Genomic DNA, 12,214 nt, shown 5'->3' with positions numbered 1-12,214 from the left:
TTAGATTAGTCGAGCTTCTTCAGCAGGTCGAGCAACTCGTCCGGGATCGCCTCGCCGATCGCCTCGTCATAGGCCTCGCGCAGCGCGTCGCCCACCGCCTTGCCGGTAAGCTCGCCGTTTGTTCCGCCTTTGTTTTTCGGCGTTTTCGTCATTGGATCATTCGCGGAACGCACCATTCCCCCGGAGTATAAACCAACGCCGCCGGACGCAAGCATCCGGCGGGGCACTAGCCGAAGATACGGCTGAGTTGGATGAAACTAAAGACGCCCTCGTTTGTTCCACAGGCGATGCGATTTCTGGGAGGGGCTCCCACGGGACGCATAAAACACTTTGCAATCGCGGGGCACCGGCGCGAAAAGCCGGAACGTTCCGAGGGAGAAACAATCGCTTATGTCGCTTGGTCAGCAACTCGCGCCGCACCTTCCGTTCCTTCGCCGCTATGCCCGCGCCCTTACCGGCAGCCAGGCCGAGGGTGACCGCTATGTCCGCGCCTCGCTCGAGGCGATCGTCGCGGCGCCGGAGGAATTCCCGCGCGATATCGAGCCGCGCCTCGGGCTGTACCGCACCTTCCAGGCGATCTGGCAGACCACGCACCTCGAAGAGAGCGACGCCGGCACCGACAATGCGAGCGAGCCCGAGGCAATCGCCCGCCGCCGCCTCGCCAAGCTCGCGCCGCTCTCGCGCCAGGCGCTGCTGCTCACCGCGATGGAGGGGTTCAGCATCGAGGATGTCGCCTTCCTGATCCGCAAGGAGCAGAGCGAGGTCTCCGATCTGGTTGACGAAGCGATCGCCGAGATCGAATCGCAGACGCGCACCCGGGTTCTGGTGATCGAGGACGAGCCGCTGATCGCGATGGACCTCGAATCGATCGTCCGCGACATGGGCCATGAGGTCACCGGCGTCGCCGTCACGCGCGACGAGGCCGTCGCGCTGGCGATGGAAGAGCGCCCTGGCCTCGTCCTCGCCGATATCCAGCTCGCCGACGATTCGTCGGGCATCGACGCGGTGAAGGACATCCTCGCCGAGTTCAGCGTGCCGGTGATCTTCATCACTGCCTTCCCCGAACGGCTGCTCACCGGCGAGCGGCCCGAGCCGACCTTCCTGATCACCAAGCCCTTCCAGCGCGAGACGGTGAAGACCACGATCGCCCAGGCCCTGTTCTTCGATCAGGCGACCGTTCCCGTGGGCGGCTGACCGCTAAAATCCCACGGGAAATCGCCAAAGTCCGTCAGGAAAGGCTTTTGAGTTCCATCTGATACGGACCCAAAACGGTTCTCGTGGGTTTAGGTCAGCATGGCTGAGAACGACGAAATCCATATCGACGCCGAACGGGCTCGAGCCGGTGCCACCCCGCATATGACGCGCTACGTGCTGGGATTCGGCATGCTGCTCGTCATCATCGCTTTCGCCGTCATCCTCTATTCCTGAAGGCGAGCGGGACGCTGACCCATGCAATTGGCAAGCGCCTCCGTGCGGCCTATCTCCAAACCGTACCGCTTTCGCGCGGGCCCAAAAGAACGGGATCGAATGACTGAGTCCGTGAACGATCAAGACGCCGCCGAAGGCGCATCGGATTCGCCGGTCCCCGAGCATGTCTCGCTCTCCGATCCGGAGTTCAAGCAGCAGCTCGCCCTGGTGATCCCGCATCTTCGCGCGTTCGGCCGCTCGCTCTCGGGCAACCGCGACACTGCCGACGATCTGGTGCAGGAAACGCTCCTCAAGGCCTGGGCGGCGCGCAAGCGCTTCCAGGCGGGCACCAATATGCGTGCCTGGACCTTCATCATCCTGCGCAACCTGTATCTCAGCCAGATGCGCCGCGCGCGCTTCAAGGGCGAATGGGATGATCTCGTCGCCGACCGCATCCTCGCCGCGCCCGCGAGCCAGGACCGGCATGTCGAGCTGGCGGACATGCAGCGCGCGCTGATGCATTTGCCGCAGCCGCAGCGCGAGGCGCTGATCCTCGTCGGCGCGGGCGGTTTTGCCTATGAGGAAGCGGCGGAGATCTGCGGCGTCGCGGTCGGCACGATCAAGAGCCGCGTCGCCCGCGGCCGCGTCGCGCTCGAGGCGCTGCTGAGCGAAGGCCAGCTCACCTCGCGCCGCCTTGCCCCGCCCAATCCCGGCGGCAAGAGCACGCTCGACACGATCATGGGCGAAGTGGACGAACTCAGCCGGGATCGGTGAGTCAATCCGTCATCCCGGCGAAAGCCGGGACCCAGAGCCGCGAGCGATAACGCCTGTAACCCTGGGTCCCGGCTTTCGCGGGGATGACGTTATTTGAAAATCAGCAAACGCTACGCGTATCCGCGCCGTTCAGCCGACGCAGCAGCTTCGTCATATCATCGGGCAGCCCATAGTCGCGCTCATAAGCGTCGCGCAGCGCCAGGCCGATCGCGTCGCTCGCGCGGGGCGCTTGCACCTGATAGGCGGGCAGAACGGTAGTTGCAGAGGAGGAATCCGGGCGTGTCATGCGCCTAAAACGGTTTATCTTCACATTTGTTTCGTTACACGACGCCCCTGAAACAATTCAGAGACTTACAGGGTAATGCCGCACCGTTTCTCTTCGGAATCACTGAAAGAAGCCATCGAACGCGCCCAGGCCCACGCGCCGTTTCTTGCGCACCTGATCGAGCGCGAGGCGGAACTCGTCGCAGGGCTGCCCCAGGCACTCGTCGATCCGATCGCGGCGGCGCGGATCGCGGACGATATGCCCGAAGGGCGCCGGCTGCGGCTCGAACGGCGCCGGCTCGCGCTGCTGGTGGCGCTCGGCGATCTTTCGGGCTCGTACGACCTTACCCGGGTCACCAACACGCTCAGCGATTTTGCCGACGAGGCGATCGGCCGCGCCATCGCCGCAGCCATCGCCGAGCGCACCCCCGGCGAGGAACCGCGCGGCTTTGCCGCCATCGCGCTCGGCAAGCTCGGCAGCCGCGAGCTCAACTATTCGTCGGACGTCGATCCGATCCTGATCTTCGATCCCGCCACGCTCCCGGTGCGCCCGCGCGAGGATGCCAGCGAAGCTGCGGTTCGCATCGGCAAGCGCATGATCGAGCTGCTCCAGGCGCGCGACGCCGACGGCTATGTCTTCCGCGTCGATCTTCGCCTGCGCCCCTCGCCCGAGGTCACTCCGATCGTGCTGCCGGTCGAAGCCGCCATCTCCTATTATGAATCGCAGGCGCTGCCCTGGGAGCGCGCGGCCTTCATCCGCGCGCGCTTCTGCGGCGGCGACGCGGGGCTGGGTGGCGACTTCCTCGACGCGATCCGCCCCTTCGTGTGGCGCCGCGGGCTCGATTACGGCACGATCCGCGAGATCCGCGACATCAGCCGCCGCATCCGCGATCACCATGCCCAGGGCCAGGCGTTCGGCCCCGGCTATGATCTCAAGCGGGGCAGGGGCGGCATCCGCGAGGTCGAATTCTTCGCGCAGATCCACCAGCTGATCCATGGCGGCCGCGATCCGGCGCTGCGTGTGCCCGCCACCCGCGACGCGCTGGCGGCGCTGGCCAATGCGGGCCGGATCGACGGATACGAGGCCGGCACGCTCGCCGCCGCCTATACCCAGTTGCGTACGATCGAGCACCGGCTCCAGATGGTCGACGACCGCCAGACCCATTCGCTGCCGGCCGATCCGGAGGCGCTCGAGCGCGTCGCCGCGTTGCATGGGGCAGGGGACGGCGCCGCGCTGATCGAGAGCCTGCGCCCGCATGTCGAGCGCGTCGGGCGGATCTATGACGGGCTGGCGAGCGATGCCGAGCCGCGCCTCGCGGGCGATGCCCCCGTGCTCGAACGCCAGCTGGCCGAAGCCGGTTTCCCCGATACCGCCAACGCGCTCCGCCTGATCGAGGGCTGGCGGGGAGGGGGCAATTACCCCGCGCTCCGCACCCCGGCCGCGCGCGACGCGCTCGAAGCGGTGCTGCCGGGGCTGATCCAGGCCTTTGCCGGTGCCGCCGATCCCGCTCATGCGCTCAACCGCTTCGACGCGATGCTCGCGCGCCTCCCGAGCGCGATCAACTTCTTCCGTCTGCTCGAGGCCCAGCCCGCGCTCGCCCGGCTGATGAGCATGATCCTGTGCCATGCGCCGACGCTCGCAGACCAGCTCGCCCGACGCGCCGAGCTGCTCGACGGGCTGATCGACGCCAGCGCGCTCAAGCCGATGCCCGAGGTCCCCGAGCTGGTCGCCGAGATGCGCGAACGCGAGCGCGGCGGCGACTATCAGTGGCAGCTCGACCATGTCCGCCGCCTGGTCGGGGAGAAGCGCTTTGCGCTCGGCGCCCAGATCGTCGCCGGCGCATCCGACCCGCTCGAAGTCTCCGCCGGTTACGCCCGCGTCGCCGACGCCGCGATCGAGGTGCTCGCCACCGCCACGATCGAGGAATTCGAGCGCGCGCACGGCCGCGTGCCCGATAGCGAGCTCGTCATCCTCGCGCTCGGCCGGCTGGGCGGGCAGGCGCTCACCCACGCCTCGGACCTCGACCTCGTCTATCTCTTCACCGGCGATTATGCGGCCGAGAGCGACGGCGCCAAGCCGCTGGGCGCGGTCACCTATTACAACCGCCTCGCTCAGCGCGTGACCGGCGCGCTCTCCGCGCCCACCGCCTCGGGCCCGCTCTACGATGTCGACGTCCGCCTCCGCCCTTCGGGCGCGCAGGGGCCGCTCGTGGTGAGCCTGGAAGGATTCCGCCAATATCAGGAAAAGGATGCCTGGACCTGGGAGCATATGGCGCTCACCCGCGCCCGGCCGGTGTTCGGATCGCAGGCGGCGCGCGATGCGGTGTGCGCGGTGGTGAACGGTGTGCTGGCCGGCAGGCGGCCCGAGCGCGACGTCATTTCCGAAGCCGCGAAGATGCGCGCCGAGATGGCGGCGCACAAACCGCCCAAGGGTCCGCTCGACGCCAAGCTGTTGCCGGGCGGCCTCGTCGATCTCGAATTCGCGATTCACACGCTCCAGCTGGCGCACCGTACCGGCTTCGACGCCCGGCTGGGGCCCGCGATCGATGCGCTGACGGCGGCGAAGCTCCTCGCGCCGGGGATGCGCGCCGCCTATGATTTTCAGGGACGGCTGCTCGTCACCCTCCGTCTCGTCGCCCCCGACAGCCAGCCGCCCGCCGAAGCTACCCGCCCGCTCGTCGCCCGCGCCGTCGGGGTCAGGGATTGGGACGCAGTGCTTGCCGAACTGGAGCGCACGCGGCAGGAGGTTTCGGCGTGCTGGGGCGCGATCAAGCGGAAGGCGAAGTGATGGCGATCGAGGAAGGCGACAAGATCCCGGCGATCGAGCTGGCAACCCCGGCGGGCGGCAGCCTTGCCCTGCGCGACCAGATCGGCCGTCCCTTCGTCCTCTATTTCTATCCCAAGGACGACACGTCGGGCTGCACCCGCGAGGCGCAGGATTTCTCCGCGCTCCTCCCCGAATTCGAGGCGCTGGGTGCCTCGGTGCTCGGCGTGTCGAAGGACAGCCCGATCAAGCACCAGAAATTCGTCTCGAAATACGACCTCACGGTGCCGCTCGCGACCGACACCGACGACAAGGCGATGGAGGCGTTCGGCGTCTGGGTCGAGAAGCAGCTCTACGGCAAGAAATATATGGGCATCGACCGTTCGACCTTCCTGTTCAATTCGGACGGCAAGCTGTTCCGCAGTTGGCGGCGGGTGAAGGTACCGGGGCATGCGGTGGACGTGCTCGAATCGGTTCGGGCGATGATCGCGGCATGAAACTCCTCCCCGGAACGGGGAGGGGGACCGCCGCCGAAGGCGGTGGTGGAGGGGGCCCATCTAACCTCAGGCGAGGCGCTCGCGGATGGTGGGCCCCCTCCACCAGCCTGCGGCTGGTCCCCCTCCCCGTTCCGGGGAGGATTTGATGCACTCGATTGCCACCGCCTGCCGCCAGGTCCTGAAGACCCCGGACCCCCGCGCCAAGGTCATGGCCGCCCGCGCCGCTGCGCGCGACTGGCGCCTCGGCCGCCTCGCCCATGTCTTCGACACCTCCATGCCCGATCGCCCCGCGCGTCCGGCCGCGCCCGAGCTGCTGCCTCCCAACCGCATGCCCAAGCGCGGCAAGGGTGGCTCCGAGCGCGGCCGCATCGCCCTCATACACGCGCTCGCGCATATCGAATTCGCCGCGATCGACCTGGCCTTCGACATGGCAGGCCGATTCGGGGACCAGTTCCCGCGCGCGTTCGTCGACGATTGGCTCAAGGTCGGCGCCGACGAGGCAATGCATTTCGCGTTGCTCGACCGGCGCCTGCGCCAGCTCGGCAGCCATTATGGCGCGATGCCCGCGCATGACGGCCTGTGGGACGCCGCCGCCGCGACCGCGCACGATGTGCTCGCCCGATTGGCGGTCGTCCCGATGGTGCTCGAGGCCCGCGGGCTCGACATCACCCCGATCACGATCGAGCGCTTCGCGGCGGCGAAGGATGGCACGACCGTTTCGATCCTCACACGAATTCTGAAGGACGAGGTGCAGCACGTCCGCGCCGGGACATTTTGGTTCGAATCGGCCTGTGCACGCGACAGTTTCGAACCCGAAACCACCTGGGGGGCGCTCGTGAATCGCTATTTCCGGGGAATGATTAAGCCGCCGTTCAACGACTCGGCGCGCGACTCAGCCGGTCTGACGCGGGATTATTACCAAGCCCTTGCCGAGTCCTGACAAGTTAAGTCACACATCATCACGCGTCACGGCGCGGAGGGGCTGCTGTCGGGACATTAGGTAAAGGCAAGCGCCGGGGCTTCCCCGGTGGGCGTCTTTTTGGTTTTGCCGGGGATTCATGGCTAACGCTTCGAACACCAAGAACGCGACGCTGGGCGCCCGGTTCCGCAAATTTTTCACTGACCGCGATTTTATCTTCCATGACGGCCGTGACCTGCGCCGCTTCAGCGTCGCGGGCCGCACCCAGGCCGTCGTCGCGTGCGTCGCTGCGCTCACCGTCGCCTTTTCGGGCTATGGCGTCGTCCAGGCCGCGATGGGCGCCGTGGTCGTCACCGGCGTCGCCGGCAAGGACAGCTCGCCCGAGGCCCAGATGGCCGCGATGCGCCAGCAGGTCGATCAGATGCACAGCGATGTGCTCGCCGCCAAGGAAGCCGCCCGTATCCACGCCGCGCGCGTCGAAAAGCAGCAGGCGACAATCCAGGCCGCGATGGGCGGTGCCGTCGATCGCGCCAAGATCAATCAGCCGATCCCCGCCATCAACGACAAGACCAGCGCGATCACCGACGAAGTGATCGAGCCGCTCCGCCGCCTCGAGGCGCGCCAGGTCGCGATGGCCGGCCAGGCCCGCGCCGCCGCCGAGGCCCGCTACGAACAGACCGCCGCGCAGATCCGCCGCCTGGGTCTCAGCCCCGAGCGTTATGTCGGCGCAGGCGTCGTCGAGGGCGGCATGGGCGGTCCCTATGAAGCCGCCGACGACAATGACGAGGCGGGCAGCACCGCCGAGGCCGACGCCCAGTTCCGCTCGCTCTTCGTCACCTGGCAGCGGCTCGACAATCTCGAGCAGACCGTGGTCTCGATCCCGTCGATGCAGCCGGTCGACAATATCCAGTTCACCAGCACCTTCGGCGTCCGCTCGGATCCGTTCCGCGGCACCGCTGCGATGCACGCCGGCGTCGATATCCCCGGCGCGATCGGCACCCCGATCTATGCGACCGCCGACGGCGTGGTCAGCCATGCGGGCCGCCAGGGCGGCTATGGCAACATGATCCAGATCGATCACGGCCGCGGCATCCAGACCCGCTACGGCCATCTCTCGAAGATCCTGGTTCCCGAGAATACCCGGGTGAAGCGCGGCCAGCTGATCGGCCTGATGGGCTCGACCGGCCGCTCGACCGGCAGCCACCTCCATTACGAGGTCCGCGTCGACGGCAAGGCGGTCAACCCGATCCCCTTCCTGCAGAGCGGCGACTATCTCGTCCAGATCCAGGACCGCCAGACCGGCGCGCAGGGCGGACCCGCGACGGCCAACTGAGTTTCAGAGTCGGAGAGGAGAGGGGCTGCCTACTAAGGCGGCCCCCTTTCTCTTTTTGCTCCCCTCCCTGCAAGGGAGGGGCTGGGGGTGGGTTGCGAGCGTAGCGAGCCTCCTCCAGCCGAATACATCGCGACCCTGCGGGCCGCGCACCCACCCCCGACCCCTCCCTTGCAGGGAGGGGAGAAGAGAGGGCCGGTTGCCCTCACCCCTCGGCCCCACTATCTCCCCTTCATGGCCACCGCGCTCCAGCCCGAAATCAGCCTCACCCAAGCCGCCGCGGCGCGTGTGGCTGCCATTGCGGCCAAGACCGGCAAGCCCGCGATCCTGCGCCTTTCGGTCGAGGGCGGCGGCTGTTCGGGCTTCCAGTACAAGTTCGGCTTCGCGGACAGCGTCGCCGCGGAGGACAGCATCGCGGAGACCGACGGCGTGAAGCTCGTCGTTGACGATATCAGCCTCGATCTCGTCCGCGGCTGCAGTGTCGATTTCATCGACAATCTCGGCGGCGCCCATTTCACCGTGCAAAATCCCAACGCAGCCTCGGGCTGCGGCTGCGGCACCAGCTTCTCGGTCTGATCTTGCCCAAAATCGTCACCTACAACGTCAACGGCATCAAGGCGCGTCTCGAGCGTCTCGTCGAATATCTGAACGAGCAAAAGCCCGACATCGTCTGTCTCCAGGAGCTCAAATCCTCGGACGAGACGCTGCCGCTCAAGGAGATCGAGGCCGCGGGCTATGGCGGCGTCTGGCACGGGCAGAAGGGCTTCAACGGCGTCGCGGTGCTTGCGCGTGGGGCACAGCCCATCGAGCGGCAAAAGGGCCTCGCGGGCGATCCCGAGGACGAGCATAGCCGCTATGTCGAATGCGAGATCGGCGACCTGATCGTCGCCTCCATCTATCTCCCCAACGGCAATCCGCAGCCGGGGCCGAAATTCGATTTCAAGCTCAAATGGATGGAGCGCCTCGCCGACCGCGCCCGGGACCTGCTCGCCGAGGAGCGGACGGTGGTGCTCGCGGGCGATTACAACGTCATCCCCAATGACGACGATGTCTTCTCGGTCCGTGCCATGGCCGAGGACGCGCTGATGCAGCCCGAGAGCCGCCAGCGTTACCGGTCGCTGGTCGCCCAGGGCTGGACCGATGCCTTGCGCACGCGCTTCCCCGCGGGCGGCGTCTGGACCTTCTGGGACTATCAGGCGGGCGCGTGGCAGCGCGACGCGGGCTTCCGCATCGATCACCTCCTCCTCAGCCCGATCGCCGCCGACCGCATGACCGGCGCCGGGGTCGACAAGGATTATCGCGGCCGCGAAAAGGCCAGCGACCATGCGCCCACCTGGGTGACGCTGCGCTGATCCCTATCGGGCGGGGGCGCTCGCATTGGTAGCAATTGCCAGCGTGTCGATGACCGCCGAGAACAACGCGTCGCTCAGCGCCTGGTAGCGTGCCTGGTCTTCGCCTTCGAACCAGACATCGTTCCACGACCCCATCCCGCCGAAGACCCAAGCCTTGCCGGCGCATGCGAAGAGCTGACGCCAGGTCAGCGGCATCAGCGCCTCGGGGATCATGTCGGCGAAATAGAAGCCGGCAAGCGGGTCAGGGCCGTCCAGCGCCGCGCGAGCGGTTTGCAGGGTTTCGGTAAATCCCATCCCATGGTCGTCGCTGAATTGCGCCGCATCCTCGATCGCGGCCTGAAGCCTGTCGCGCACGCTCCCGTCCGATCGGGTAGGGATATCCGGGATGGCTACCGGAACGTTCCGATAGATCACCGACCATATCCGGCGTTCGGGATCATTCTCGCGCGTAACCTCCCACCCGCCATACGAGGATTCGGCCTCGGTCCCGATGATCGAGGCCAGGCACACGGGTCCGCCTCCGGTGAAGCCGACACTTTCCCGATCCGAGATGTTGGGATCGTTTCGCGGAAGTAGGGTGAGCTGCGCCCTTTGCGTCCCGGCAGGCAAGGTTTCCAGCCATTGATTGGGATCGCCGATGGTAAGCGGCCTTCCGAGGCCGAAAAGACGCCTGTCCTTGCGCCCCTCGAAACGCACCTCATTGCAGAAAACATAGGCGGAGCCTTCAGGCCAGCGGGGAAGGGCGATCCCGCGCAGGCGGGCGTTGACAGCCAGCACCAGTCCGATGGTTTGCGCGATTCCACCCTGCATTCGTAAAGCCCCATTCCCCCGGGCCGTCATGCTACATCAACAGGGCCTCTTGGGCACCCACTCGTCCCAATCTGCTCGATATTGCGTTTCGCAACATATGCCAACACTTGGTGTGTATTACTACACTATAGCACTCGTCTCGTTCCGCTACTGATCATAAGCTATTGAAATAAATGGATTCATGAAACTGGCACGCTCGATGCAATCGAAAAGGGGCGGGTGAAAGCCTGCCCCTAGTCAGGAAGCAGAGGAGTATCAGGGTATGAAGAATTTCCGGGCCAGCGGCGCTGCCGCCGTCGCCGCCGCGATCGCGCTGATCGCGACCTCCGCCATTCCGGCCGCCGCCGCCACGCGCGATCCCACCACCGATGCGCCCGCCAAGCAGGAGCGCGTCGCCCCCAAGCCCGCGCAGAAATATTGCATCAAGGACGACGTCACCGGCAGCCGCGTGCCCCGCACCGTGTGCAAGACCCGCGCGGACTGGATCGCCGAAGACGGTTTCGATCCGCTCGCCCAACGCTGAGCCCCAACCCGGTCCGCGGCGCCAGTCGCGTTCGCGCCGCGGACCGGCGTCCAGGTTCAAGTGATCGGCCAACGCCGATGGACGGCGCCGGTTCGCTCTGGCTGGGAGGCGGAGCGAGGCGGCGCCGTTTTTGCGTTAAATCCTCCCCCGGAGGGGGAGGGGGACCGGCCGTAGCTTTAGCGAAGGCTGGTGGAGGGGTAGTTTCCACAGGCGAACGACGGCGTTTGGGGCAACTACCCCTCCGTCAGCGCTGCGCGCTGCCACCTCCCCCTCCGGGGGAGGATTTCAGGCGTCCCTAAAGCCCCTTCTCATAGATGTTGTACTGCCGGTTCACCTTGCTCTCGATCGCATCGGCGATCGCGACCATTCCCTGGTTATCCTCCAGCACCCAGCCCACTTCGCCGCGCTGCGCACCATATTCGTCGACCGAGGCCGCGCGGATATATTCGATCATCATGAAGGCCAGCTGGCTCGCCAGCCGCGATCCCTGGAGCCGCTTCACCACCCCCATCAGCGGCACGCGCGCGCCCTTGGTCTTGGGCCTGCGCAGCCATAGCAGCAGCTTGAGCCAACCGAAGGGGAAGAGATTGCCCTTGAGCGGCATCAGCGCGTCGTTGAGATCGGGCAGCGCGATCATGAAGGCGACCGGCTCGCCCTCATATTCGGCGATGCGGATCATCTCGGTATAGACGAGCGGCTTGAGCTTGGTGCTGACATCGTCGAGCTCGGGCTGGGTCAGCGGCACGAAGCCCCAATTGTCGCTCCACGCATCGTTGAGGATATCGACGATGATCTTGGCCTCGCGCGCGAACTGGCTCTTGTCGACCTCGCGGACATGGATCTTGGGATTGCGCTCGCCCATCGCGACGATGCGCTGGATCAGCTCGGGGAAGGGCTTCGCGACGTTCAGGTCATAGGTGTAGAGCTTCTTGATCACGCCATAGCCCATCGCCTCGATCCAGCCCTGATATTCGGGCAGATGATGCCCCATCAGCACCATCGGCGGATGGTCGTGGCCCTTCACCAGCAGCCCGGGCTCTTCCCAGATCGACAGGCTCACCGGCCCGAGCGCGCGGGTCATCCCCTTGTTGCGCAGCCATTGCTCGGCGGCGTTGACCAGCGCCTTGGCGACATTCTCGTCCTCGGCTTCGAAAAAGCCCCAGAAGCCCGTGCCGGGGCCGAAGCCCTGTTCGGGCGGCTGTTCGAGCGCGAGGAAGTCGATATGCGCGCTGATCCGCCCCACCGGCCGCCCGCCCCGCTCGGCGAGGAACAGCTGCCCCTCGGCATGGCTGAACCAGCCATTCTTCTTGGGATCGATCGTCGAGGCGACGTCACTCTTGAGCGGCGGCACCCAGTTCGGGTCGCGCGCATTGAGGCGATAGGCGAGGTCGATGAACTTCTTGATGTCGCCCTTTGACGAATGCGAGATCGGGCGGATGGCGAGGGAAGACATGGGTGGCGCGCCTTTCTGGCGGACGGTGTGCGGGTGGTGAAGTCCCGCCTGGGCGGCATCCTGTCAAGCTGTTCCTAAGGGGGATTGCGGATGGCGGCGCACCTCGAAATGCCACCATCTA

14 protein-coding genes are annotated in these 12,214 nt (G+C 66.4%); 10 read left to right on the top strand and 4 right to left on the bottom strand.

Annotated features, from left to right (window positions below; genetic code table 11):
• Positions 1-5 precede the first annotated feature (5 nt).
• Positions 6-152 (bottom strand): NepR family anti-sigma factor, encoded by a 147-nt coding sequence (locus OF829_RS13740; protein ID WP_264940652.1) that lies wholly within the window; start codon positions 150-152, stop codon positions 6-8.
• 238 nt (positions 153-390) lie between these two features.
• Here OF829_RS13740 and OF829_RS13735 point away from each other — a divergent pair, with 238 nt between their 5' ends.
• The 3 genes from OF829_RS13735 (at position 391) to OF829_RS13725 (ending at position 2,181) form a co-directional block, all read left to right on the top strand.
• The gene (locus tag OF829_RS13735) at positions 391-1,194 is read left to right on the top strand and encodes a response regulator (RefSeq protein WP_264940651.1); all 804 of its coding nucleotides are present in this window, start codon (positions 391-393) and stop codon (positions 1,192-1,194) included.
• 99 nt (positions 1,195-1,293) lie between these two features.
• Positions 1,294-1,428 (top strand): hypothetical protein, encoded by a 135-nt coding sequence (locus OF829_RS13730; RefSeq protein WP_264940650.1) that lies wholly within the window; start codon positions 1,294-1,296, stop codon positions 1,426-1,428.
• A 99-nt stretch (positions 1,429-1,527) separates the two neighbouring features.
• Entirely contained in the window at positions 1,528-2,181 is a 654-nt protein-coding gene (locus OF829_RS13725; RefSeq protein ID WP_264940649.1) for a sigma-70 family RNA polymerase sigma factor, read from the top strand.
• Between the two features lie 100 nt (positions 2,182-2,281).
• Here the strand turns inward: OF829_RS13725 and OF829_RS13720 are convergent, their stop codons facing one another.
• Positions 2,282-2,416 carry a hypothetical protein gene (locus OF829_RS13720; RefSeq protein ID WP_264940648.1) on the bottom strand — a complete coding sequence of 45 codons (135 nt, stop codon included), beginning with the start codon at positions 2,414-2,416 and terminating at the stop codon, positions 2,282-2,284.
• A gap of 126 nt (positions 2,417-2,542) precedes the next feature.
• Between OF829_RS13720 and OF829_RS13715 the strand changes: the two genes are divergently transcribed.
• The 6 genes from OF829_RS13715 to xth all read left to right on the top strand — a co-directional run bounded on the left by OF829_RS13715 (position 2,543) and on the right by xth (position 9,307).
• A complete protein-coding gene (locus tag OF829_RS13715) occupies positions 2,543-5,233 on the top strand; it encodes a bifunctional [glutamine synthetase] adenylyltransferase/[glutamine synthetase]-adenylyl-L-tyrosine phosphorylase (RefSeq protein WP_264940646.1) in 2,691 nt (896 codons plus the stop codon).
• Positions 5,233-5,706: a peroxiredoxin gene (locus tag OF829_RS13710; protein ID WP_264940873.1), complete on the top strand. Its 474-nt coding sequence runs from the start codon at positions 5,233-5,235 to the stop codon at positions 5,704-5,706. The genes OF829_RS13715 and OF829_RS13710 overlap by 1 nt, the downstream gene beginning before the upstream one ends.
• Before the next feature lie 145 nt (positions 5,707-5,851).
• Complete coding sequence (locus OF829_RS13705) at positions 5,852-6,646, top strand: ferritin-like domain-containing protein (protein ID WP_264940645.1); 795 nt, start codon at positions 5,852-5,854, stop codon at positions 6,644-6,646.
• Positions 6,647-6,764: 118 nt separating this feature from the next.
• On the top strand, positions 6,765-7,958 hold the full coding sequence (locus OF829_RS13700) for a M23 family metallopeptidase (RefSeq protein ID WP_264940644.1): 1,194 nt from the start codon (positions 6,765-6,767) through the stop codon (positions 7,956-7,958).
• Between the two features lie 231 nt (positions 7,959-8,189).
• Positions 8,190-8,531 (top strand): iron-sulfur cluster insertion protein ErpA, encoded by a 342-nt coding sequence (erpA, locus tag OF829_RS13695; RefSeq protein WP_264940643.1) that lies wholly within the window; start codon positions 8,190-8,192, stop codon positions 8,529-8,531.
• Positions 8,531-9,307 carry an exodeoxyribonuclease III gene (xth, locus tag OF829_RS13690; protein ID WP_264940872.1) on the top strand — a complete coding sequence of 259 codons (777 nt, stop codon included), beginning with the start codon at positions 8,531-8,533 and terminating at the stop codon, positions 9,305-9,307. The genes erpA and xth overlap by 1 nt, the downstream gene beginning before the upstream one ends.
• A gap of 3 nt (positions 9,308-9,310) precedes the next feature.
• Here xth and OF829_RS13685 read toward each other — a convergent pair whose 3' ends face one another.
• A complete protein-coding gene (locus OF829_RS13685; protein ID WP_264940642.1) occupies positions 9,311-10,117 on the bottom strand; it encodes a hypothetical protein in 807 nt (268 codons plus the stop codon).
• Between the two features lie 262 nt (positions 10,118-10,379).
• On the opposite strand from OF829_RS13685, the gene OF829_RS13680 reads away from it, so the two are divergent.
• The gene (locus OF829_RS13680; RefSeq protein ID WP_264940641.1) at positions 10,380-10,640 is read left to right on the top strand and encodes a hypothetical protein; all 261 of its coding nucleotides are present in this window, start codon (positions 10,380-10,382) and stop codon (positions 10,638-10,640) included.
• Between the two features lie 295 nt (positions 10,641-10,935).
• On the opposite strand, the gene OF829_RS13675 is transcribed toward OF829_RS13680, so the two are convergent.
• On the bottom strand, positions 10,936-12,093 hold the full coding sequence (locus tag OF829_RS13675; protein WP_264940640.1) for a GNAT family N-acetyltransferase: 1,158 nt from the start codon (positions 12,091-12,093) through the stop codon (positions 10,936-10,938).
• Positions 12,094-12,214: the final 121 nt, after the last annotated feature.

The organism is Sphingomonas caeni (assembly GCF_026013415.1).
Taxonomy (GTDB): domain Bacteria; phylum Pseudomonadota; class Alphaproteobacteria; order Sphingomonadales; family Sphingomonadaceae; genus Sphingomonas; species Sphingomonas caeni.
The sequence above is the reverse complement of the archived record's forward strand: the minus strand, read 5'-3'. Positions and strand labels throughout refer to the sequence as shown.